Source organism: Pseudomonas sp. MPB03 (genome assembly GCF_046605385.1).
In the GTDB taxonomy this organism is placed as follows: Bacteria; Pseudomonadota; Gammaproteobacteria; order Pseudomonadales; family Pseudomonadaceae; genus Aquipseudomonas; species Aquipseudomonas zanjanensis.
In genome coordinates, this window is record NZ_CP176770.1 from 3,405,629 (window position 1) to 3,429,255 (window position 23,627).

Below are 23,627 nucleotides of genomic sequence, written 5' to 3' on the forward strand. Positions count from 1 at the left end.
AACTTTGCGAGCAGCCATTATTCACAGCAAGGAACCAAACCCGGTTACCCTTCTCCAAGGTGGGCTTCAACACCGTCGGCCAGGGATCTAAGGCGAGGCAACGCGGCATCAATTAAAGGCAAAACATGAAAAACATCGCCAGGGTGCTGTTCATCGCAGCCCTCGCCATCGGTTTGTCGGGCTGCATTGGCGCCCCCATCGAACTGACGCCGCAAACCGAGCAACGCTTGCGTGAACAACCCCCGATCCGTTTCCTGCTGACATTCGATGATGGGCCCAGCGCATCGTCTTTCTGGAACCCTAGCCTGGCGGTGCTGGACGCCCTCGTGGACAACCCGGTACAGCCCGGCATCAAGGCAGTGTTTTTCCTGCAGACCCGCTCGCCACGCGCCGGTGGCAGCGATATTGGCCGCTCGATAATGCATCGGCAGCAGGAGGAGGGCCATGTGTTGGCCTTTCATACGGCCACCTACTGGCACACCAATCACCGGTTCCTGAGCCCTGATGAGCTGGAGCAATCGCTCACCCACGGTGGCAATGATATTGCCGCCATGACCGGCGCGGCGCCGTCCCTGGTCAGGCCACCGTTCTGGAGCTTCGACAGGCGCACTGCGGCGGCTTACCGAGCACATGGCCTGCACATTCTGCTGACCGACTTGAGCGCAAATGATGGCAAGGTCTGGGGTATCACGATGAGCCCCCGGCGGCGCATCAACCTGGTCCGACAACTCTCTGAGGTGCGCGAGCGCATCGCGGCCGGGCAACTGCCCGCGGTGGACGGGGTGATCCCGGTGGTGGTGACGTTTCATGACATCAATCGTTATACCGCCCGGCATGCCCGCGAATACCTGCAAATACTGCTCGACAGCGCCAACGCCACCGGCATGAGGACCGCCGCCAGGCCATTCTATGATGACCGCCAGGCGCTGGAGCGAGCGGCGCTGGCCCGGACGGTCGATCACAGCACTGAGCCTGTACGTTTGCCGGGGCTGTGGGACTGGTTGTGGAATTCCGACGCCCACTGAGGTCGCGACCGACGTCCGGTCGCTACCCCTGGACAATCAGCGTGTATGGTAGGCGATGCACCCTTGGTTGAAGTCGGAGGTGACTATGAGTACTGCGATGATGACGAAAATGCACATCAATGGTTATGACGTGCTCAGCGTAAACAGCGGTCCGTGGAGAGTCTGCACCCAGGCTGACCGGTTGGGCTCCTTCGCTTCCCGCGAGGAAGCGCTGGCCTTCGCCGCCGCGTTGCCGACTCGGAGAAACCGTAGCGGCCGCGTTGGGAACACGAAATAGCGCCCTGTGGGAGCGAGCTTGCTCGCGATTGGGCCGGTACATCCAACGTCCCGGTGACCGGCACACCGCTATCGCGAGCAAGCTCGCTTGTATGGTAGGACTTGAAGGGAGGAGGAGGGACAAGGCTCGATTCTGACTGTTCGCGCAGTACAGACCGTGGGAGATTTCGCCCCTCCTCCTTTCACCCAAGCGCCGATAAAGAATGCTTCGGCCTGGATCGACGATAGAGACAAGCCTGCGCCTCTGGGTGACCCCTTCAAGTGTTCAAACCTTAGCCCGGAGGATTTTCAATGGCAATGCCGGTTTCTGTCACAAAGCCGATCGTGGGCGTGGATGTCGCCAAGAACGAGCTGGTGATCTATCACGCAGAGCTTGATGTGTTGGAAGCGATTCCCAACGACAAGGCGGCCATCAAAAGGTGGTTGAAAGTACTGCCGGGGCCCGTCGATGTCGCCATTGAGTCGACCAATATCTATCACTTGGATTTTGCTGATCTGGCCTATGAGGCCGGTTGCACGATCTATATGGTGGGCGGTTATGAACTTCACCATTACCGCAAAGGCGTAAAAGTACGCGCCAAAACCGACGCGCTGGACGCCAAGCTGCTGGCTCGTTACCTGAAGAACGAAGGGCATGAGCTTCATCCATGGGCGCCGCCATCTCCGTTGTATCGCCAGCTTCTAAGCCTTTTCCGCCGTCGCGCTGCGTTGGTTCAGGCTCGAGTCGCCCTGGTACAAAGCTGGGCCAATGAGCCGCTGCTCAAGACCGCTTTCGCCGAGCAAATCGCCGCCATGCAGAGGCTTGAGACATTGATCGAGAAGACGATCAAGGATCATCTGAAAAATGCTGGTTTGCTAGGTCAACTGAACCATTGCCTGAAGGTCGAGGGCATCGGATTTCTGACCGGAGCCCGCTTACTTACGGCGTTTCAGCGGGGCGACTTCAAAAACGCAGACGCCTTCATTGCCTTCTTGGGGATGGATTTGCGAGTGTCCCAATCAGGACAAAAAGACGACCGCCGAAGCTTGAGCAAACGAGGCGATCCGGAAGTTCGTCGGCTTTTGCACAACGCAGCCATGTCGGCTAGCCGTACGCCTGCCTGGAAAGGCTTTTATGAAAAACTAAGAGCTCAAGGCTTCGCTACCACCCAGGCGCTAGTGATACTGGCACGCAAGCTTGCTCGGATCGTATTCGCTCTGCTGAAAGGGCAAAGCGAATACCAACCAAAAGCGGCTTGAGGGCTTCCCCTCAACCATAGAATCTCCCACAGTTTTTCCCGGGTGTTCATGAGTAGCGTGTCCACCAGTTTCACCTGTGGAAGCGAGCTTGTTCGCGAGGCGGCAGTCAGGTACGCGCCAACTCCAACGGGATCTCCAAGGTAAACAGCGCACCTTGCCCCGGCCCATCGCTGTGGACATGCAAGCGGCCATTCATTTCTACCGCCGCCAGGGCGCAGCTGTGCAGGCCAAACCCGTGGCCGTCCTTGCGTGTCGTAAAACCGTGATTGAAGATGCGCGCCAGGTTCTCTGCGGAAATGCCTTCGCCACGGTCCTTGACGCTCAGGCAAAGCGTCGTTTCGTCGAGAATGCGGATTCCCAAGGTCATTTCACGCGGATGCCCTTCAGTGTCCGACATCGCAAACTTGGCATTGCTGATCAGATTGATCAGGACCAGCAACAGCCTGTGCTTGTCGCCCATGATCATGGGAACGTCCTGGTAATCCTTGATGACGGTGACGTGGTGCCTGCTGAGGGCGCCCGAATTCATTCGTAGGGCATCTTCGAACAGGTCGCTGACCTTGAGCGGTTCGATCAGCCTGGCGGCGCCCGCATAGGTTTGTTGGGTCGTGACGATTTCCTTGATGTGATCGATGCTCTTGGTCAACTGCGCCAATTCATCGATCAGCAGCGCCTGTTCGGCGGCGATGGAGTCGACCAACTCGTTGAAATAGCGTGGCAGCAAGCGGCCTTTTTCATCGTGGCTAATGAAGTGGCCAAGGTCCTCGGCGTGTTCATTCATCATATTGACCGCTTTGGTGAGCCCGAGCGTCTTGCTGTGCCTCAACTTGCGGGTTACCACCTCGGCTGAAATATTGACGCTGTTGAGCACATTCCCGACGTTGTGCAGCACGTTCGTCGCGATTTCGGCCATGCCCGCCATCCGGGCCGCCTCCACCAGCTCGCGTTCGGCTTCCATCAGCTCACGCGTGCGCTCCTGCACGCGCTCTTCGAGGCGTTCGTTGGACGATTGCAGCGCCTGGTTGATCTGGTTGATCGTGGCGTAGCTGCGAACCAACCGCACCGCCAGGTAGATCATCAACAGCGCCATCAGGCTTGCGCACACGGCCAGGTAGATGTGGTATTGACGGTCCGTTGCGGCGGTCCTGCGCTGTGTCTCGTTCAACAATTCATTGATACTGTCCAGTTCCTGGGCAACCGGAATGACGCTGATGCGGTCAAGCAGGTCATTGACGACCGGTTGTTCCTGAACGATGGTCTTGACGTGCTGGGTCAGGGTTATGAAGGGCGCCTGGTCAGTCGCGGGCAATCGTTCGATGTAAGGCTCCAGCTCAGTTAACTTGCCTTGCAACTCCCTGGCTTTGTCCGTCGTGACATAAAGCGCGAACTCCAATGTTGTCAGGGTCAACTCAAGCACATTGGACGCCACGGTCATGCGTTCCAGCGGGCTTTCGATATTCATGTCCGTGAGCCGCGTTTGTATCTGGTCTTCAACCTGCGGCAGCGCATCCAGGGAGGTGCGTAGATGGGCGTTGTGTCGTTCGAATTGCTCCACCAGCAAGGATTTGTTCTTGACGGCTTCCACATAGCCCTGGCGACGGGACATCCAAAGTGTCGCCAAGGGGCCGGTGTTGTTGAGCTGCTCCAATTGCTGCCAGCGACTGTCGGCCTCTGGTGGCGGGGCCAGGGAGAGGTTGTTGTTGATGCCGATCTTTTTCCTCAGGATCTTGCTGTTCCAGTTCGCATCGGATTGTTTGAGTTGGCGAATGAAGTCGCGGGATTCGAAGTAGGTCGATGAGTCGTACGTGTATGACTTGATCAGAAAGAATATCAGCGCAGAAAACACAATAAGCGCGACGGCCAACAGGGCGGGCCATTTATATTTTTTTATAAGCGTGGTCACGCTGTTCTCCTATGCGGGGTGCTGATCAATGCGTAGGTGAATTCCCGAGGCGGGAGATGCTCAAGATTTGAGCCGAAGGGGAGGCGAGGTAATCGTCGTACGGTGGGTCGTGTCGATCTGCTTTTGCCTGGATGCACGTTGAGCTCCCTGCTAACGATGAACGTCGGGTTCATTGCCGAGTGTAGCGCTAACGAGCGGGATGATGTCTGTCGGGGGCGCTCCCGGGATGGAGCAGGCGCGGCCAGGCAGGCCGCGCCGATGGCGTTACTTGATGTCGATGAAGGGCAGGGCGCTGTTCGGCAGCACGGTGGTGGGCAGCACGCCATTCCAGCGCTCGGCCTTGGTCAGCTCCACCAGGTTCTGGTTGCTGGCCAGGGCCTGGGCCCGCGCCTTGATGGCCTCGGCTTCGGCTTTGCCGCGCAGTTCGGTCGCCAGCGCGTCTGCCTTGGCCTGGGCCACTTGCGAGTCAGCTTCGGCCTGGGCCTGGGTTACCCGGATCTGCGCCTGGACCTGCTCGGTGGCGAGCTGTTGTTCGCGGGTCTTGACTTGGACTTCCGCGGCCATGCGCGCTTCGATGGCCTTTTCGTAGGCGTCACTGAAATCGATGTTCTCGACCTGGACACTGTCGATGATGACCGGACCGGTAATGGTGGCCTTGATAGCCGTGGAAATATCGTTGACCAGTTGGACGCGGTTCTGCACGGCAGCCACGGCGTTGAACTTGCCAAAGACGTTTTCCACCTGGGTCGGCACCTGGCGGCTGATCATTCGGTCGCGGATGCCTTCCAGGTCCTTGAACTGGGTGTAGACCTTCGCCACATCGGAAGGCGCGATATGCCAGGACACGGACACCTTGAGCTCGGCGGACTGTTGATCCTTACTGTAGGCCTGCAGGTCTTCGTAGGCCGTGACCTGGCTCTGGACGCTGATCATGCGTACGGATTCGATGAATGGCGTCTTGAAGGACAGGCCCGGTTCAACCACCCCGACCAGCGCACCGTTGCGCAGCAGTACACCGCGCTCGGTCTCGTCGACGGTGTACCAACTGCCGAACAATACACACAACAGGACGATGCCCATGATTGCAGCAACGATGGAGCCGATGGTTTTGCTGGTCACTTTTCTTTCCTTGAGTGGCGGGGTGGGGTTGGCCATAGCGTTGTCCGATGCTGAAGCTGCAATAGGCATTCTGAATGCCGGACACGAAAAAGCCCTGATAAATCAGGGCTTTAACGTTAGAAGATGGCGGAGGCGATGGGATTCGAACTCATGGACCTGTTACAGTCGACGGTTTTCAAGACCGTTGCCTTAAACCACTCGGCCACACCTCCGTATTGCGTTGCGGGCGCCATAATACCCGAATGAAACACACTGTCAAACTCTCTACGTAGCTTGTTACAGAGCGTCTGTTATGATCCTTGCCACTGAATGTTTCAAAACCGGAGGAGTGTCGCCATGCGCGAACAGGATTACGCAGTGAACAACAGCGTGCAGGCTGAGCAGCTAGAGGTTAGCCGCGTCCTGCGCAACACTTATGGCCTGCTGGCACTCACGCTCGCTTTCAGCGGTGTGATGGCCTACGTCGCACAACAGATGCGGGTGGGTTACCCGAACATCTTCGTCGTGCTGATCGGTTTCTATGGCCTTTTCTTCCTTACCAACAAACTCCGTGACTCGGCATGGGGCCTGGTGTCGGCTTTCGCCCTGACCGGTTTCATGGGTTTCCTGCTCGGCCCGATCCTCAATCGCTACCTGCAAATGCAGGGCGGCGCCGAAGTGGTCAGCTCGGCCTTTGCAATGACCGCCCTGGTATTTGGTGGCCTGTCGGCCTACGTGCTGATTTCCCGCAAGGACATGAGCTTCCTCGGCGGTTTCATCACCGCAGGTTTCTTCGTCCTGCTGGGCGCGGTGCTGGCCAGCTTCTTCTTCCAGATCAGCGGCCTGCAACTGGCGATCAGCGCCGGCTTCGTGCTGTTTTCGTCGGTCTGCATCCTGTATCAGACCAGCGCCATCATTCATGGCGGTGAGCGTAACTACATCATGGCGACTGTCAGCCTGTATGTATCGATCTACAACCTGTTCGTCAGCTTGCTGCAGCTGTTTGGCCTGATGGGGCGTGACGACTGATTGCATGCGATGAGTGAAGAGTCCGCTTTGGCGTGATGCTGTTCACATAGAGACAACGGCGCTTCTTTCAGCAATGGGAAGCGCCGTTTTTTTTGGCGCATTTTGGAAGGAATGACGGGTATATCCGTTTTTTCGGTAACGGCCGCTCAGGGGGCCGCAGCAACATCGTCAACAACCCCCAGCCGACTGTAGGGTCGCCTGGCCCCGCAAGAAAAAACGAACCCCAAGTGATTTATCGGGTTCTTACACTATGTTCCGCGATAAACGGGGCGTCCGGCGGGGCTGCGGTCTTGCCCACCAAACACTGCGATCAAAGGAGGCGACATGCCCAACTCCTTCCCTTCGCCCTGGTGGAAGAACGCTGTGATCTACCAGGTTTATCCACGTTCCTTTGCCGATGCCAACGGCGACGGCATCGGCGATCTTTCCGGCTTGACCGCACGCCTGGATCATCTGCAACTCCTGGGCGTCGACGCGTTGTGGCTGTCCCCGGTCTTTCGTTCCCCCATGTGCGACGCGGGCTACGACATTTGCGACTACACCGATGTCGACCCGCTGTTCGGCACCCTGGCTCACCTGGATGAATTGATCGCCCAAGCCCACGCGCGCGGCCTGAAGGTGTTGCTGGATTTCGTGCCCAACCACACTTCGGACCAACATCCCTGGTTCATCGAGTCGCGCGCAAGCCGCGACAACCCCAAGCGCGACTGGTACATCTGGCGCGACCAGCCGAACAACTGGCGTGCCTCGATCGACGGCGGCAGCGCCTGGACCTGGGACGAGACCAGCCAGCAGTACTACCTGCATTTTTTTCTGCCGCAACAACCCGACCTCAACTGGCACAACCCCGACGTGGTGGCGGCCATGCACCAGGTGTTGCATTTCTGGCTGGAGCGAGGCGTGGACGGGTTCCGTGTCGATGTCGTGCATTGCGTCGGCAAGGACCCGAGCTTTGCCGATGATCCGCGCTGCATGGCCGGTGAAACCATGGTCAAGATCAACGACCAGCCGTACAGCCACGAAGTGTTGCGTGGCTTGCGCCGGTTGGTGGACAGCTACTCCGGCGAGCGGGTGTTGATCGGCGAGGTGAACATTCGCTCCACGGCCCAGGTGGCGGCCTATTATGGGGCCAGTGACGAACTGCACATGTCGTTCAATTTCCCGCCTTTGGACGCCCCCTGGGATCCGGTGGTATTCCGCATGTGCATACGCGAGGTGGAGAACGATCTTGGCCCGTTGCAGGCGTGGCCAACCTGGGTGCTGTCCAATCACGACAATAGCCGACACCGCAGCCGCTACGGCGGTTCGCTACGCCGGGCCCAAGCCGCTGCGGTCCTGCTGCTGACGCTGCGCGGCACGCCGTTTATCTATCAAGGCGAAGAACTGGGTTTGGAAGACGCCGTGGTCATGGCCCTGACCCGCGTCGATCCGGGCGGCCGGGATGGCAGCCGGGCGCCGTTGCCCTGGACCGTCCAGGCGCCCCATGGCTGGGCCGGGGCCGCGCCGTGGTTGCCCTTTGCGCCGGATGCCGACGCGTTGGCCGTCGAGGCGCAGGAACGAACAGCCGATTCCACCCTGGCGCTGTACCGGCGCCTGCTGGCCTGTCGTCGCGCCAGCCTGGCGTTGCGCCTGGGCGCCTGGGAGGAACTGCCATCGCACCCACAAGTGCTGGCCTATCGTCGCCACTGTGAGGGCGATGAGCGACTGGTCTGCATCAACTTCGCCGACAGCGAACATACGTTCCCCCTGGTCGACGCCTGGCAGGTCGAAATCGCCAGCGACGGGGCGGGCGAAGGTCAAGTATTCAGTGGCCGACTGGCTGCCGAGCAGGCTGTGATCCTGTGCCGATGAGGAGTGACCGATGAAAGCCAACTGGCACCGAAAGACCCTGATTTACCAGATCGATCCGTCCTTGTTTTCCGACAGCAATGGCGACGGCCGCGGCGACCTGAAGGGCATCATCCAGCGCTTGGATTATCTGAAGGCACTGGGCGTTGGTGCTCTCTGGCTGATGCCGGTGTACCGCTCGCCATTCAAGGACGCGGGTTATGACGTCAGCGATTTCATGGCCCTGGACCCACGCTTCGGCAGCGAAGAAGACCTGCGCCAGTTGATTGTCCAGGCCGGGGAGCGCGGCATGCGCGTCATCCTTGAACTGGTGGCGCAACACACCAGCGACCAACATCCCTGGTTCCAGAGGGCGCGGCGCGACAAGGACAGCGTCTACCGGGATTATTACGTGTGGTCCGACACTCCGGTGGACGACGGCAACCAACCGATCTTTCCGTCGGTGGAAGACAGCATCTGGCAATGGGACGAACAAGCCGGGCAGTACTACCGCCATCTGTTCTATCGCCATGAGCCGGACCTCAACCTGGCGAACCCACGTGTGGTCGAGGAAATCGAGCGCATCATGGTCCACTGGCTCGAGCTCGGCATCGCCGGTTTTCGCCTGGATGCCGCTTCGCACCTGGTGGAACAGGCCGGTGGCGAAGATGAAGAGAAGGGCGTCTGGGTACTGGACCGGCTGTTCAAGTGCATGACCGCCATCAACCCCGAAGGCGTGTTGCTGGGGGAGGTCGACGTCGAACCGGAGCGCTATAGCCATTACTTCGGAAACGGCGAACGCTTGGGGTTGGTGCTGGATTTCTGGGTCAACAACCATGTGTTCCTGGCGTTGGCTCGCGGCCAGGCCGAACCCTTACAGCGTGCCATCGCCCGGCGTCCCGCACCGCCGGACGGTGCCAGCTATGCGGTGTGGCTGCGCAACCATGACGAACTCGACCTGGAGCGCTTGAGCGCTGAGGAACGTGAGGAAGTGATGCAAGTCTTCGCCCCGGAGCCGGACATGCGCCTGTATGGCCGGGGTATTCGCCGACGCCTGGCGCCGATGCTGGACGGCGATGTGCGCCATCAAGCGCTGGCCCAGGCCTTGCTGTTGTCGCTGCCCGGCACGCCCATCGTGCGTTACGGTGAAGAAATCGGCATGGGCGACGATTTGTCCCGTCCCGAGCGGCTCTCTGTGCGCACGCCCATGCAGTGGAACAGCCAGGCCAACGCCGGCTTTTCATCGGCCCAGCGCCTCGTCGCTCCGGTGATCGATGAAGGCGCCTTCGCCTACACCCAGCTCAATGTCGAGGACCAGCTGAATGCACCTGAGTCGTTGTTGAGCCGGGTGCGGCCATTGCTGTTGGCCCGTGCCGGCCTGCCTGAGGTGGGCGACGGCGAAGCCCGGCTGCTGACGGTCGATCACCCGGCGGTATTCGCCGTGGCCCATGTGGGCGAGGCCACCTCGGTGATGTTGGCCAACCTGAGCAACGACACGCTGACCGTGAAGCTGGACGGCCTGGACTTGCAAGGCTTCAAGGAAATCATTTCGGACAGCCAATACCCGGCCGCCATCGATCGGCAACTGACCTTGAATGGCTATGGCTATCGGTGGTGGCGCCGCACCGGATCAGAACAATAGCAGCACTACGGCCAACACCCCGCCGATAGCCAGCAACAGCGCCGACACTTGGGTAGAACTGAGGGCTAGCGCCGAATCTCGCGAGCGGCCAATGAACCGCCCACGGGTGCGGTGCAGGGATTCCTGCGATTCGAACAGATTGTCCGGCCGTTGGCTGTTGTCATCTTCGTCGGTCCTTTGTCCGGCATAGGCGCTGCGAGCCATCAGGCGGTCCAACAGCCCCGGCAACAGGCAGGTGCCAACGATGGCCTTCACGGAGGCGGCGCCGAGCCACAGCTCCCGGGGTGTGCGCTTGACCACGCTGAAAATCGCCCGGGCGGCCACGTCCGGATCATGAATCGGCGGCACCGGCTGCACGCGCTTGCTCAACTTGTTGCGTGCCCAATCGAACTGCGGTGTGTTGATCGCCGGCAGTTGCACCATGCACACCCGGATGTCGCTGTGGTCGTGGAGCAGTTCGCAGCGCAGTGAGTCGGTGAAGCCCCGCACCGCGAACTTGGCCGCGCAATACGCTGCTTGCAGCGGAATGGCGCGGTAGGCCAGCGCGGAGCCGACCTGGATGATCACGCCGCGATTACGCGGGGCCATGAGCTGCAGCGCCGCCAGGGTGCCGTGCACGGTGCCCAGGTAGGTCACGTCCGTAACCCGATGGATCTCGTCGGCACTCAGTTGGCGAATGGGAGAGAACACAGTGACCATCGCGCAATTGACCCAGACGCCGATCGGGCCGAGTTCTCGCTCCATTCGCTGTGCGGCGTCGGCTACCGCCTGGGCATCGGCCACGTCGACGCTGATTGCCAGGCAGGTCGCCCCCAATTGCGTCAACTCTTCTGCCGTGGCCGCCAGCGCCTGTTCGCCCCGGGCCAGCAGCCCAACCCGGTAGCCGGCGACGGCAAACCGATGCGCCGTGGCGCGGCCGACGCCGGCGGTGGCACCACAGATCACCACGACAGGTGGGCTTTGTTCCTCCATGGCGCTCGCTCCGCAGTTCCTTGGCTGAGTCAGTGAGGCCGCGCGACGCCGCGCAGCAGGTTGGCGCTGAGCTTGTCGGCGTTGCAACTGGCGACATTGGCCAGCGAGACCATGCCCACCAGGCGCTTGTCGCGATTGACCACCGGCAGGCGGCGTTTTTCGATCTGGGCCATGTTCTTGGCCACATGGTCGATCTCTTCGTCGTCGAAGCAGTAGCGCACCTCATCGCTCATGATCCGACTGACGGGCGTGCTCAGGTCCATGCCGTCGGCCATGGCCCGGACCACCAGGTCGCGGTCGGTGATCATCCCGGCCATGCGGTCGTCCTGGTTGATGATCAAGGCGCCGATGTCGGCTTGGCGCATGATCTGCGCCACTTCGCTCAGGGAGGTATCGGGGGAGATCGTGCGTACTTCCCGACTCATGATTTCATTGATTTTCATCGTTGAATCTCCTTTCTCTCGGGTTTGACAGCAAGCCACGGCCCGGGCGTCGTGAGTGGTTTTACGGCGACCGGACGGGCTCCTCACTTATTGTGAAAATCGGGGTTGGCGATGGTTCAGGATTTTTGCTGGAGGGGTTGAAAGGCTGCACTTTTATGAAGCCGCTCGTGCAGGCTCGCACCATCGCAAGGCAGTTGTTGGCGCTTGCGAGACCGAAGCGAATACCGCTCGGCTTGCGGTGACTGAGCGGGCGTCTTCGCGGGCAAGCCCGCTCCCACAGGGGATCGTCGGTGGCGGGGAGGGCGTGGACAGGGTTGCCGATGAGGTTTGGCACGCTCGCTGCAAGAGGCTATCCAGGCCCGCCGTGAACACAGTCGAGTGGGCAGCCCCGTCGGTCAACGAAGATCGAGTGCCAGCAGGCCGGGGGATAACGGTAGGTCGGGGCGCAGTCGCCGGGCCGATACCGCACAGAACAGGCAAAGACGCCTGGAACCGCAAGGTTTCAGGCGTCTTTTTTTTGCTTTCAACATCGTGATGGGCTTTTGTCGGGTGCTTTTTATGAATTCCAACGTTGCTTCCCTGAACAAGCTGCAAACGCTGATCGTGATCGGCAATGGCATGGTCGGCCATCACTGCGTCGAACAGTTGATCGAGCGCGGTGCCCTCAATCATTACCGCGTGCATGTGTTCAGCGAAGAGCCGATGCGTGCCTATGACCGCGTGCATCTGTCCGAGTATTTCTCCGGGCGTGATGCCGAGTCCCTGGCCTTGGGCGAAGCGTCGTTGTACCAGACCCCGGGCGTCACGTTGCACCTGGGTGTACCTGTGTTGGAAATCGACCGCCAGGCCCGTGAAGTCGTGACAGCCGGCGAGCGTGTCAGCTACGACAAACTGGTGCTCGCGACCGGTTCCTATCCCTTCGTGCCGCCGATCCAGGGCGCTGAAGGCGATTCGTGCCTGGTCTATCGCACCCTGGAAGACTTGGACGCGATCCGCGCCGCCGCCAGCAATGCCCGCCGTGGCGTGGTGGTGGGGGGTGGTTTGCTGGGCCTGGAAGCGGCCAACGCCCTCAAGACCCTCGGCCTGGAAGCCCATGTGGTGGAATTCGCCCCACGGCTGATGCCGGTGCAGTTGGATCCGCAGGGTGGCCTGGCCCTCAAGGCACGCATCGAAAGCCTGGGCGTCGGCGTGCACCTGTCCAAGGGCACCCAGTCCATCAGTGCCGGTGAGCAGTACCGTTATCGGATGAATTTCGGTGACGACGATTTCCTGGAAACCGACCTCATTGTGTTCTCCGCAGGTATCCGCGCCCAGGATGCCCTGGCTCGCCAGAGCGACCTGCAGATCGGTCCACGCGGTGGCGTGGTGATCGACGATCATTGCCAGAGCAGCGATCCGGACATCTACGCCATCGGCGAATGCGCGGCCTGGAACGGCAGCATTTTCGGCCTGGTCGCCCCCGGCTACCAGATGGCCCGCAATGTCGCGGCCACCCTGTGCGGCGCAAGCGCTGAAGCCTTCACCGGTGCCGACATGTCCACCAAACTCAAGTTGCTCGGCGTGGATGTCGGCTCCATTGGCGATGCCCATGGCAACACGCCGGGTTCGCGCAGCTTCCAATTCATCGATGAAACCAGCGCCAGCTACCGGCGACTGGTGGTGGACGCCGCCGGCAAGCACGTGATCGGCGCAGTGCTGGTGGGTGACAACAGCTACTACGACACCTTGCTGCAATACATGCAGAACGGCATCGCCTTGCCCAAGGATGCCGCCAGCCTGATCCTGCCATCGTCCGAGGGCGCTCCGACCCTGGGCCCGGCGGCGCTGCCCGAAACCGCTACTATCTGCTCGTGCCACAACGTCACCAAGGGCTCGATCTGTTCGGCCATCGACGGCGGTTGCACCGATCTTGGCCAGCTCAAATGCGACACCAAGGCCGGTACCGGTTGCGGTGGTTGCGCGGCACTGGTCAAGCAGGTGTTCGAGCATGAATTGATTGCCCGTGGCGTCAGTGTCGACAAGAGCCTGTGCGAGCATTTCGCCTACACCCGCCAGGAGTTGTATGCACTGGTGCGGGTGGAAGGCATCATCAGTTTCGAAGAACTGTTGGCCAAGCACGGCCGTGGCCACACCGGCTGCGACCTGTGCAAACCGGCGGTGGGCTCGATCCTGGCGTCGTGCTGGAACCAGCCGATCATGGACCCGTCCCTGGTGCCGTTGCAGGACACCAACGACACTTTCATGGCGAACATGCAGAAAAACGGCACCTACTCGGTGGTGCCGCGGATTGCCGGTGGGGAGATCACCGCTGACAAACTGATCGCCATCGGTGTGGTCGCCAAGAAATACGACCTCTACACCAAGATCACCGGCGGCCAGCGCATCGACCTGTTCGGCGCCCAGTTGCACCAGTTGCCGGACATCTGGTCCGAGCTGATCGAAGCGGGCTTCGAAACCGGCCACGCCTACGGCAAATCCACGCGCACGGTGAAATCCTGCGTGGGCAGCACCTGGTGCCGCTACGGCGTGCAAGACAGCGTGCAAATGGCACTGACCATCGAGGACCGCTACAAAGGCCTGCGCTCGCCGCACAAGCTCAAGTTCGCGGTATCCGGTTGCACCCGCGAGTGCGCCGAGGCCCAGAGCAAGGACGTCGGCGTGATCGCCACCGAGAAGGGCTGGAACCTCTACGTGGCCGGCAACGGTGGCATGCGTCCGCGTCACGCCGAGCTGTTCGCCACGGACCTGGACGACGCCACGCTGATCCGCTACATCGACCGCTTCCTGATGTTCTACATCCGCACCGCCGACAAGTTGCAACGGACATCGGTCTGGCGCGAAAGCCTGGAGGGCGGCCTGGACTACCTCAAGGACGTGATCATTCACGACAGCCTGGGCCTGGGCGCCGAGCTCGAAGCGCAGATGCAATTGGTGGTCGACCGCTACGAATGCGAATGGGCCAATGCCTTGAAGGACCCGGAGAAGCTCAAGCGTTTCCGCACCTTCGTCAACGACAAGCGCGGCGATCCGGATGTTCACTTCGTCCGCGAGCGCGGCCAGCGTCGGCCAGTGCATGCCCATGAACTCCACCTGATTCCCGTTACCGAGGAGGTGCTCTGATGAGCCAGTCAAATGTCGTTCGTATCGCTCAAGAATCCCCGAAATGGCGCGCCCTGTGCAGCCGTGAGGACCTGGTGCCCAACTCCGGCGTGGTCGCCTGGCACGATGGCAGCCAAGTGGCGTTGCTCTATCTGCCGGAACATGAGGACAAGCCGCTGTACGCCATCGACAACCGCGACCCAAAGTCCGGCGCGAACGTCATCGGCCGCGGACTGTTGGGCAGTATCAAGGGTGACCTGGTGATTGCCTCGCCGATGTACAAGCAGCATTTCCGTCTGGAAGACGGTCATTGCCTGGAATACCCGGAACAAAGCCTGCGGGTGTGGCCGGTGCGGCTCAACGGTGATGTGGTGGAGATTGGCGAAGACTGATCCGTGCTATGCCTGCTGTTGTGGTGCTCCTGCAGTGCTCTAGCAGTGCTCTAGCAGTGCTCTTATGGTGCTCTAGCAGTGCAGTGCTCTTGTGGCGAGGGAGCTTGCTCCCGCTGGACCGCGCAGCGGTCCCAAAATCTTGCGGTCGCTGCGCAACCGAGCGGGAGCGAGCTCCCTCGCCACGAACAGCGGGTCACTTTTTACTGAAATTGGGGATGAACAATGAAAACCGCCGCCCAACTGGTCAGGCTCAAGAGCGTGCAGAACCAGCAGGTCCACAGCATCGCCCCCGAGCAGACGGTGCTCGAAGCCCTGCAAATCATGGCCGAGAAAAATGTCGGCGCATTACCCGTGATCGAGGACGGCCAGGTGGTGGGGGTGTTCAGCGAGCGGGACTATGCACGCAAGATGGTGCTCAAGGGACGCTCATCGGTGGGCACGACCGTGCGCACCATCATGAGCGCCCCGGTGATCACCGCCGATAGCCAGCAGAGCATCGACCGCTGCATGGAAGTCATGACCGACAGCCACTTGCGGCACCTGCCGGTGCTGGATAACGGGCAGTTGATCGGCCTGTTGTCCATCGGCGACCTGGTGAAAGAGGCGATTGTCGAGCAGGCGGATTTGATCCGGCAGTTGGAGCATTACATTCGCGGGCATTGACCCCGATTTTTCGAACACAACGGCACTTGTGGCGAGGGAGCTTGCTCCCGCTGGAGCGCGCAGCGGTCCCAAAATCTTGCGGTCGCTGCACAACCGAGCGGGAGCAAGCTCCCTCGCCACAACAGCAGTTCACCGCAAGCCTACTTTGCATCCCCCCCATTCCAGTGTGGGAGCGAGCTTGCTCGCGATAAGGCCTTTTTCAAGCCGCTCCCTTCAGCCCAACATCAACAACTGCCGGATAAGATTCGGCGTACTGCCAGTCCAGCGCTTGAACGAGCGCCGGAAGTTCGCCGTGTCGTTGAAGCGCAGGTACTGCGCCACTTCCTCGTTGCTGAACCCCTTGACCTGATACAGATACAGGGCCACATGGGTGTGCACCCGGTCCACCTGTTGCTGGAACCCGGTGTGGTGCTTGTGCAATTTGCGCTTGAGGGTCGCCGGGCTCATGGCGAAGGCCTGGGCGGTCTGTTCCAGGCTCGGCGTCTGCTGCACATGGGCGTGCAGGTAGTCGTAGAGGCAATCCAGGAAACTTGAGGCGAAACCCAGTTGATCGAGCTGGTCCCGGGCTTCGATCCGCGCCACCTGGCCGGCGGTGGCCGAGACGTTGGGCCAGGGCTGGGCGAGGCAGTGACGGGGAAGGCGCATCAGGTCCAGAGGGCGGTCGAATTGGGTGTGCTCACCCAGGTGCACCCAATATTGTTCGACGTAACGCGGCTCGCCGTGGCGAAAACTGCACTGCCAGGGCAAGCGTTCGCCGCTGAGCCAGGCACTCATCGCCACCATCGAGGTCATGCTCGCTTCCAGCACGAAGCGCCATTGTTCGTCGGCACCGCAGCTGTCTAGCCAATGGACGTAGGCGTAGTGCTCGTCCAGTAGCAGCCGAGGGGCCGCCAACGGGCTGAGCAGTGCCTGCTGGTCGATCAGGGTCTGCAGGGCCTGATGCAAGTTCTGCGCGTGACGCAAAGCGTGGCTCGCGGGGCCGTAATGCCCCGGCAACAGCCGCTGGCCAAACAGGAAACTGCTGTCGCTGGCATCCAGCAGGCGCCGGCTGTTGTCGATCAGGCCGAGGAACTGCTGCGGGCTGATGCGGCTCTGTCCGGCGAGGATATCGTCATGGAATAGCCCGGTGCCGCGTAGGAGGCGATGGCTGTCGATGTCCCGCGACAATGCCAGGTCGATCAGCGCCGCGGGTTGATAGTGTCCCGGAATGAAGCGGCTGTCGGTTTCGTACCAGCAGGTCTTGAGCGTCATGCGCTTTTCGCCAACAGGGTCCGGGACTGGGCGAGCGCCAGGTTCAGGCGTTTGAGCAAGGCGTCGGGGGATTCGTCGAACGCCATCACCACCGCTGTGCTGGCGGCCAGTTGGAGCCGCTCGCCGTGTTGTCGGGTCTTGTGAGCCAGGCTGCGCACCGCGATTTCCAGTTCCAGGGCCAGGCGTCGGGCCTGGCTTTCGCCGGTGTCGGGCAGCAGCACCACGAAGCGATCACCGGCCAGGCGGCACAGCAGGTCCTGGCGGCGCAGGTTCAAGACCAGTAACTGGCTGATCGCCTGCAATACCGCATCGCCTTCGCCGTGGCCGAAACGCTGGTTGATAGCGGTGAAGTTATCCAGGTCCAAGGCCAGCAGCGACAGCGGTTGTTGGCGACGACGACTGTCCTCCAGGCTGGCGGACAGCTCATGCTTGAGAAAGTCAGCGCCACCCAACGGTGTGAGCTTGTCGAACAGACGGTGCTCACGGAACAGTCGCTCGCGCTTCTCCATCTGACCATTGATTGCCAATTGTTCGCGGTGCCAGTGGTAGATGCCGAGGGTCAGCAGGATCATGCCCAGCGGCATCGGTCCGGATTCGAGCCAGTGATCCCAGGTGATGCTGTCGGGCAGGCGGATGAATTCGTCGAGGCTGTCGATCCACCAGGAAAAGAAGATGCAGCCCAGGCCCAGGACCAGGTAGTTGGTGACCCGGCCAGCCGGGCGGCTTTTGAGTACCAACCCCAGCCAGACCAACGCCAGCAGCGCCGAGCCACCTTCACCGAGGATATCCAGCCAGACCCATTCGGCGATGGGTTTGAGTTCGCCGCTGGCCAAGTGCAGGAGCAACCCGAAGTTGGCCGCCAGCAGGAGCAGGGCGAGTTTGAAACGGTGCGGGCGGAGCACGGAGAACATGGCCGGAATCCTTTGCCAGAAGCGGAATGCGGCCCAGCACAGCAGATGAATGTGACAGTGCGGTGACGGCGAGTGATGGGGTGGGGGAGGTCGAATCAGCTCATCGGTTATCCGGATTTTTTTGCCGCAATCCTTGTGGCGAGGGAGCTTGCTCCCGCTGGGGTGCGAAGCGCCCCTCCAAAAAAACCAAGCGCCACGATACTTGCAGGCACGCCGCATCGTCCGATCTGCGGCTGCTGCGCAGCCGAGCGGGAGCAAGCTCCCTCGCCACGAGGACCCGCACCCGTCGTAAAAGAGGGTCGTATCAGCTCATTGTGTGCCGCGAATCCACTCAAAACCTACCCGCTTGGCTTCTGCGCCCCCTGCCTGTCACAGAACCGTCATTCCCCACCCCTAGCGTGCCCACCCAGTTGCCGGGCCATTGCCTGGCGGATTTCCGGATTCCTGGGGAGGATCACCATGTATCACCGCACAAGCACTGCCGGGCTCGTCGGTTTCACCGTCACCGCGTTGGCCATGGCGATTGCCAGTGAGCGACTGAGCGCCGCGGAGCAGGCGGCCGGTGCCACGGAACACGTTGAAGTGGTCGGCCAGGCGGCCAGTATCGACCAGGCCCTCAAGGAGCAGCGCAGCGCCGACAGCATCAAGAGCGTGGTACACGCCGACGGCGTGGCGCAATTGCCCGATGAAAACGTCGCCGAAGCGGTGCAGCGCCTGCCGGGTGTCAGCGTCGAGCGCGACCAGGGTGAAGGCCGGTTTGTCAGCGTGCGCGGCCTGGGGCCGGACCTCAACAGCGTGACCATCAACGGCACCCTGGTACCGGCGCCGGAAAGCGAGCGTCGCGCCGTTGCCCTGGACGTGTTGCCCTCGGAACTGGTGCAGTCGTTGTCAGTGATCAAGACCCTGACGCCGGACATGGACGCCAACTCCCTGGGCGGAACGGTGGACGTCAAGAGCCTCTCGGCCTTCGATCACAAGGGCCTGTTCTATACCGGCAGCGGCGAAGCCAGCTACGACAAGAACACCGGCCAGACCAGTCCGAAATTTTCCGGCGCCATCAGCGACCGTTTCAGTCTTGGCGATGGCATCGACAACTTCGGCGTGGCCGCGGCACTGAGTTGGCAGAAACGTGACTTCGGCTCGGACAACGTCGAAACCGGCGGCGCCTGGGACTTCGAACAAGGCTCACGCCTCGAAGAGTTCGAACAGCGCGACTACGACATCCGTCGCGAGCGGACCGGCGGCGGCTTGAACTTCGATTACAAGCCCGATGACGTCAGCAGCTATTACCTGCGCACGCTCTACAGTCGCTACAAGGACAGCGAAACCCGCAACGCCACCAGCATCGCTTTCGAAGACCCGCAGGCCGCCGGTGAACTGGGCGACGCCGAGGGCCAGCGCAGGCTCAAGCAACGGGAAGAAACCCAGGAAATCCAATCCTACGTGCTCGGCGGCGAGCGGATGTTCGGTCTGTGGACCCTGAGCGGCCAGGGTGGCTACAGCCAATCCAGCGAAGACAGCCCTGGCCACATCGCCGGCGCCACCTTCGAAGGTATCGATGGTTTCAACGGCGGTTTCCATGACAACGACAAGCCACGGCCGATCATCGGTTCGGGCTTCTACGATCCGGCCAATTTCAGCCTCGATAAGGTGGACTGGGAAGAGCAAAAAACCACCGACACCGAGAAAAACCTGCGCCTGGACCTGGCCCGGGACTATGACCTCGGGGGGTATGCCTCCCAGGTCAAGTTCGGCGGCAAAGTCAGCCGGCGGGACAAGGACAACGACCTGAACGCGTGGGTCTACGAGGACTTCGACGACCTGGGTTTCACCGACGAGCAGCTGAACCTTGGGCAGTTCCAGAAAGGCAACGTGGATTACCGCCTCGGCGGCTTCGGCCCGGGCATCAGCGCCGATGCCATCAAGCAGTTGTTGGGCGGCCTCAATCGCGATGATTTTTTTGATGAGCAAGAGTCGCGTGTCAACGACTTCAAGATGAGCGAGGACATCAACGCCGGCTACCTGATGAACACCGTCGACATCGATGACTGGCGTTTCATCGCCGGCATGCGCTACGAAGGCACCGAGTTCGAAGCCAAGGGCACCGGCGCCACCGATGGGGTATTTACCGATACCGAGACCCGACGCAAGTACCACCACTGGCTGCCGGGACTGCATGCACGCTACCAACTGGACAAGAACACCCAGGTGCGTGCTGCGTGGACCAAATCCGTGGTGCGTCCGACCTTCGGGCAACTGGCGCCGGGGTTTGTCATCGACGATGACGAGGCCACTTTCGGCAACCCGGACCTCAAGCCGCTGGAATCGAGCAATCTGGACCTGGGCATCGAGCACTTCATGGGGCACGCGGGCACGGTCTCGGCCTTTGTGTTCTACAAGGACATCAAGAACTTCGTCTACAACACCGACCTGGCCGGCACTGGCGCCTGGACTGATTTCTCCGAAGCCCACAGTTACGCCAACGGGGACAGCGCCAAGCTGTATGGCTTGGAATTGGCCTATTCGCAAAAATTCGATTGGCTGCCAGCACCCTGGAACGGCCTGCTGCTCGGCGCCAACACCACCTTCAGCCGTTCGGATGCCGAGATCGAGGGTTTCGACCAGGCCAGTGGTACACAGCGCAAGCGCAGCATCGACTTGCCGAATCAGTCGGACACGGTCGGCAACCTGATGTTGGGTTGGGAAAACGACAAGTTGAGCCTGCGGCTGTCGGCCAACTACAAGTCAGCGTACCTGTTCGAGCTGGCATCCATCAGCGACCGCGACCATGACCTGCACGTCGACGCCCAGACCTTCGTCGATTTCAGTGCGCGTTATTCCCTGACCAAGAACCTGCAAGTCAGCCTCGAGGCCCAGAACCTCACCGACGAGTCGTATTTCGTCTACACCGGCCATCGTTCCTATAACGGCCAGTACGAAGAGTACGGCCCGACGTACAAGCTAGGGCTGACGTTTACCCATTTCTGACCACCGATGCCAATCCCTGTGGTGAGGGAGCTTGCTCCCGCGGGGCTGCGCAGCAGACCTTTCTTGTGGGCGCTACGCACCCAAGCGGGAGCAAGCTCCCTCGCCACGGAAAATAGCGAACCTGCGATTTCTGAGTTCGGCCCAACGAAAGGATTTTCCCGTTGAACACGATGTTGTCTTTACCCACACGCTACCTGCTGGCGATGCTTGTCAGCCTGGCATCGGTCACCGCCCAGGCGGCTTCCCCTGCACCCAAGCTGAAGCTGCAACCTTGGCTTCAAGCCCAGCAACTGTCGCTCAATGCCCTGGGATTCTTGCCAGGCGCTGCAACGACCGAGCGGCTGGCCAGTGCCCGCGAAGGCTTGTTCTTGCTCGATGACCAAGGTCGCGAATTGACGCGCCTGAAGGGCGCCTTCGACGGCCTCGACAGCCGTGCGCTTGGCGCGAACGTGCTGGTCGCCAGCCTCGACAGCACGCGCCAGCAAGCGTTGGTCGTCAGCCTCGATCCACACAACCGCCAGTGGGGTACGCCGTTGTACCTGCCCACGCGGGACTTCCCGGTAAACGGTCTATGCCTGTACCGCGACGAAGCGAGCAACCTGTTTGTGTTCCTGGTGGGTGAGGAGGGCAAGGGTGAGCAATGGCTGGTGGGCGCTGGCGAGCAACTGGGCGCGACGGCCCAACGGGTGCGTGGCGTGCCGTTGCCGCCGGATGCGAAGACCTGCCAGGTGCAGGACGACAGCCAGCAATTGTTCGTCAACGAAGAGCGGGTCGGCTGGTGGGCCTACCCCGCATCCTCCGAGGCCGAGACTGTGCGGGTGCCCGTGGCGATGCACGAACCATTCGGCGACATCCAGCACACGGCCGGCGCCCTGGCAACAGTGTCCGGCGGCGTGCTGGGCCTCGACCCGAAGGCCGCGCAATTGCACCTGTATCAGCCGGACGGCGAAACCTGGACACCACGCGCCAAGCTATCGCTGCCGGGCCTGAAGGAGCCGGAAAGCCTTGCGGCACGCCGGACGATAACCGGTATCGAAGTGCTGCTGCGCGACGATGATAACGGACACCTGTACCAGGGTGAACTCGACTGGCAACCCAGCCCCGCGCCGCTGGCGCCGGTCCTGCCGAGTGTCGCCGCCATCGCCCAGAGTGAACCGGTGGCCCGTCAGGGGGATGCCGCGGATGACCCGGCGATCTGGGTACATCCGACCGCGCCCGGGTTGAGTCGGGTGTTGGGCACCAACAAAAAGCAAGGCCTGCTGGCCTACGACCTGCAAGGCAAGTTGCTGCAGGCGCTGCCGGTCGGGCGCCTGAACAACGTCGATGTGCGGCCTGGCTTCAAGCTGGGCACGCAAACCGTCGACCTGGCGGTGGCCAGCAACCGTGATCGCAACAGCTTGAGCCTGTTCAGCATCGACCGTGCCAGCGGCGAGTTGCGCGAAGCGGGGGAGATTGCGACGTCCTTGAAGGAAATCTACGGCATCTGCCTGTTCCAACCGGCCGAAGGTGAACTGTATGCCTTCGCCAACGGCAAGGACGGGCGCTTCGAGCAGTACCGCCTCAGCGCGCCGGACGGCGTAGTGCGCGGCCAGTTGGTGCGCCAGTTCAACGTCGCCAGCCAGCCCGAAGGGTGCGTGGCCGATGAGCAGCGCCAGCGCTTGTTTCTGGGTGAGGAGGACGTGGGCGTCTGGACAGTGGATGCCCGGGCCGAACAGCCGGCCACCTTGAACAGTGTGATCAAGGTCGGCCCGCCGTTGCACGCCGACGTCGAAGGCATGGCCTTGTATCAGGCCGGGGGCCGCGACTACCTGGTGATCTCCAGCCAGGGCAACGACAGCTACCTGGTGCTCGATGCCGAGCCGCCCTTCGCCGTGCGCGGCGCCTTCCGAGTCGGCCTGAACGCGGCCGCAGGGATTGATGGCGCCTCGGAAACCGATGGCCTGGAAGTGACCTCGGTGAACCTCGGCGGGCCGTGGAGCCAGGGGATGCTGGTGGTCCAGGATGGCCGCAAGCGCATGCCCGAGCAGACCCAGAACTTCAAGTTCGTGCCCTGGGCCGACGTCGCGAAAGCGCTGGGCCTGCCTTGAGCGACGTTGTCATCAGCCGGTCACGAACATTTCATCGAATAACCGCCAGACAGGAGTTTCAACCATGCAAGCCACTTTGGAACACATGACGATCTGGGGCCTGATCAGCGATGCGAGTCTGCTGGTCAAGGCGGTCATGCTCACGTTGCTGCTGGCCTCGTTATTGAGCTGGTACCTGATTATCCAGCGCAGCGCCGTGCTGCAGCGCTACGAGCGGCAGCTCAACGGTTTCATGCAGCGTTTTCGCGGCGCACAGGACCTGTTGCCCTTGTATCGGGAACACGCACAAGTGCGCGAAGAAGACGGTGGCGTCACGCCGATTTTCCAGGCGGGTTTGCTGGCTTTCACTCAGCTCAACCAGCCTTCCAGTACGCCCGAGGTGGTGCTGGAAGGCGTCGAGCGCTCGCTGCAGGTGGCGATCAGCGAACAGGAAGTCCACTTGGAGAAGGGTTTGCAGTTTCTTGCCACTGTCGGCTCGGTCAGTCCTTACATCGGTTTGTTTGGCACGGTATGGGGGATCATGAATGCGTTTATTGGCCTGTCCCAAGTGCAGCAGGCCAGTCTCTCCACCGTGGCGCCGGGCATTGCCGAGGCGTTGATCGCCACGGCCATCGGCTTGTTCGCTGCGATCCCGGCGGTGATTGCCTATAACCGTTTCGCGGCCCGTGGCCAGACGCTGCTGACCCGTTACTACGCGTTTGGCAACGAGCTGCAGGCGCGTCTGCACCGCAAGCTGCACGGTGCCCCGGCGAACATGGCCGCGGCCGCTTGAAAGGAGAGGG

At 61.4% G+C, this 23,627-nt stretch carries 18 protein-coding genes and 1 tRNA gene; 12 read left to right on the forward strand and 7 right to left on the reverse strand.

From position 1 onward, the window contains the following. Nucleotides 1-125 precede the first annotated feature (125 nt). The 3 genes from ACLH0I_RS15095 to ACLH0I_RS15105 all read left to right on the forward strand — a co-directional run bounded on the left by ACLH0I_RS15095 (nucleotide 126) and on the right by ACLH0I_RS15105 (nucleotide 2,540). Nucleotides 126-1,025: a polysaccharide deacetylase family protein gene (locus ACLH0I_RS15095; RefSeq protein ID WP_411384608.1), complete on the forward strand. Its 900-nt coding sequence runs from the start codon at nucleotides 126-128 to the stop codon at nucleotides 1,023-1,025. 85 nt (nucleotides 1,026-1,110) lie between these two features. Next, the gene (locus tag ACLH0I_RS15100) at nucleotides 1,111-1,302 is read left to right on the forward strand and encodes a DUF2188 domain-containing protein (RefSeq protein ID WP_411384609.1); all 192 of its coding nucleotides are present in this window, start codon (nucleotides 1,111-1,113) and stop codon (nucleotides 1,300-1,302) included. Between the two features lie 290 nt (nucleotides 1,303-1,592). Then, the gene (locus tag ACLH0I_RS15105) at nucleotides 1,593-2,540 is read left to right on the forward strand and encodes an IS110 family transposase (protein WP_250966064.1); all 948 of its coding nucleotides are present in this window, start codon (nucleotides 1,593-1,595) and stop codon (nucleotides 2,538-2,540) included. A 106-nt stretch (nucleotides 2,541-2,646) separates the two neighbouring features. Here ACLH0I_RS15105 and ACLH0I_RS15110 read toward each other — a convergent pair whose 3' ends face one another. The 3 genes from ACLH0I_RS15110 to ACLH0I_RS15120 all read right to left on the reverse strand — a co-directional run bounded on the left by ACLH0I_RS15110 (nucleotide 2,647) and on the right by ACLH0I_RS15120 (nucleotide 5,774). Next, nucleotides 2,647-4,443: a DAHL domain-containing protein gene (locus ACLH0I_RS15110; RefSeq protein WP_411384610.1), complete on the reverse strand. Its 1,797-nt coding sequence runs from the start codon at nucleotides 4,441-4,443 to the stop codon at nucleotides 2,647-2,649. Nucleotides 4,444-4,707: 264 nt separating this feature from the next. After that, the gene (locus ACLH0I_RS15115; protein WP_250964684.1) at nucleotides 4,708-5,562 is read right to left on the reverse strand and encodes a prohibitin family protein; all 855 of its coding nucleotides are present in this window, start codon (nucleotides 5,560-5,562) and stop codon (nucleotides 4,708-4,710) included. A gap of 124 nt (nucleotides 5,563-5,686) precedes the next feature. Continuing rightward, a tRNA-Ser gene (locus ACLH0I_RS15120) sits at nucleotides 5,687-5,774 on the reverse strand. Nucleotides 5,775-5,898: 124 nt separating this feature from the next. Between ACLH0I_RS15120 and ACLH0I_RS15125 the strand changes: the two genes are divergently transcribed. The 3 genes from ACLH0I_RS15125 (at nucleotide 5,899) to ACLH0I_RS15135 (ending at nucleotide 10,039) form a co-directional block, all read left to right on the forward strand. Beyond that, on the forward strand, nucleotides 5,899-6,570 hold the full coding sequence (locus ACLH0I_RS15125) for a Bax inhibitor-1/YccA family protein (RefSeq protein ID WP_014338124.1): 672 nt from the start codon (nucleotides 5,899-5,901) through the stop codon (nucleotides 6,568-6,570). A gap of 324 nt (nucleotides 6,571-6,894) precedes the next feature. Beyond that, entirely contained in the window at nucleotides 6,895-8,421 is a 1,527-nt protein-coding gene (locus tag ACLH0I_RS15130; protein WP_411384611.1) for an alpha-amylase family glycosyl hydrolase, read from the forward strand. Nucleotides 8,422-8,431: 10 nt separating this feature from the next. Beyond that, nucleotides 8,432-10,039 (forward strand): alpha-amylase family protein, encoded by a 1,608-nt coding sequence (locus ACLH0I_RS15135; protein WP_411384612.1) that lies wholly within the window; start codon nucleotides 8,432-8,434, stop codon nucleotides 10,037-10,039. On the opposite strand, the gene ACLH0I_RS15140 is transcribed toward ACLH0I_RS15135, so the two are convergent. Further along, a complete protein-coding gene (locus ACLH0I_RS15140) occupies nucleotides 10,028-11,011 on the reverse strand; it encodes an SDR family oxidoreductase (protein WP_411384613.1) in 984 nt (327 codons plus the stop codon). The two genes, ACLH0I_RS15135 and ACLH0I_RS15140, sit on opposite strands and share 12 nt — an antisense overlap. Nucleotides 11,012-11,040: 29 nt before the next feature. Beyond that, nucleotides 11,041-11,454, reverse strand: coding sequence for a CBS domain-containing protein (locus tag ACLH0I_RS15145; RefSeq protein ID WP_411384614.1), 414 nt, complete (start codon nucleotides 11,452-11,454; stop codon nucleotides 11,041-11,043). Between the two features lie 558 nt (nucleotides 11,455-12,012). Here ACLH0I_RS15145 and nirB point away from each other — a divergent pair. The 3 genes from nirB to ACLH0I_RS15160 all read left to right on the forward strand — a co-directional run bounded on the left by nirB (nucleotide 12,013) and on the right by ACLH0I_RS15160 (nucleotide 15,608). Continuing rightward, entirely contained in the window at nucleotides 12,013-14,574 is a 2,562-nt protein-coding gene (gene nirB, locus ACLH0I_RS15150; protein WP_411384615.1) for a nitrite reductase large subunit NirB, read from the forward strand. After that, nucleotides 14,574-14,945: a nitrite reductase small subunit NirD gene (gene nirD / locus ACLH0I_RS15155; protein ID WP_411384616.1), complete on the forward strand. Its 372-nt coding sequence runs from the start codon at nucleotides 14,574-14,576 to the stop codon at nucleotides 14,943-14,945. Before nirB ends, nirD begins: the two co-directional genes overlap by 1 nt. Before the next feature lie 222 nt (nucleotides 14,946-15,167). Beyond that, the gene (locus tag ACLH0I_RS15160) at nucleotides 15,168-15,608 is read left to right on the forward strand and encodes a CBS domain-containing protein (RefSeq protein ID WP_018610425.1); all 441 of its coding nucleotides are present in this window, start codon (nucleotides 15,168-15,170) and stop codon (nucleotides 15,606-15,608) included. A 213-nt stretch (nucleotides 15,609-15,821) separates the two neighbouring features. Here the strand turns inward: ACLH0I_RS15160 and ACLH0I_RS15165 are convergent, their stop codons facing one another. Together ACLH0I_RS15165 and ACLH0I_RS15170 are read right to left on the reverse strand one after the other, a co-directional pair. Continuing rightward, a complete protein-coding gene (locus ACLH0I_RS15165) occupies nucleotides 15,822-16,859 on the reverse strand; it encodes an AraC family transcriptional regulator (RefSeq protein WP_186706796.1) in 1,038 nt (345 codons plus the stop codon). Continuing rightward, nucleotides 16,856-17,770, reverse strand: coding sequence for a GGDEF domain-containing protein (locus ACLH0I_RS15170; protein ID WP_411384617.1), 915 nt, complete (start codon nucleotides 17,768-17,770; stop codon nucleotides 16,856-16,858). Before ACLH0I_RS15170 ends, ACLH0I_RS15165 begins: the two co-directional genes overlap by 4 nt. Before the next feature lie 459 nt (nucleotides 17,771-18,229). On the opposite strand from ACLH0I_RS15170, the gene ACLH0I_RS15175 reads away from it, so the two are divergent. The 3 genes from ACLH0I_RS15175 to tolQ all read left to right on the forward strand — a co-directional run bounded on the left by ACLH0I_RS15175 (nucleotide 18,230) and on the right by tolQ (nucleotide 23,617). Then, nucleotides 18,230-20,758: a TonB-dependent receptor gene (locus tag ACLH0I_RS15175; protein WP_411384618.1), complete on the forward strand. Its 2,529-nt coding sequence runs from the start codon at nucleotides 18,230-18,232 to the stop codon at nucleotides 20,756-20,758. 203 nt (nucleotides 20,759-20,961) lie between these two features. Further along, nucleotides 20,962-22,845, forward strand: coding sequence for a phytase (locus ACLH0I_RS15180; RefSeq protein ID WP_411387510.1), 1,884 nt, complete (start codon nucleotides 20,962-20,964; stop codon nucleotides 22,843-22,845). Nucleotides 22,846-22,909: 64 nt separating this feature from the next. Continuing rightward, on the forward strand, nucleotides 22,910-23,617 hold the full coding sequence (gene tolQ / locus ACLH0I_RS15185) for a protein TolQ (protein ID WP_411384619.1): 708 nt from the start codon (nucleotides 22,910-22,912) through the stop codon (nucleotides 23,615-23,617). Nucleotides 23,618-23,627: the final 10 nt, after the last annotated feature.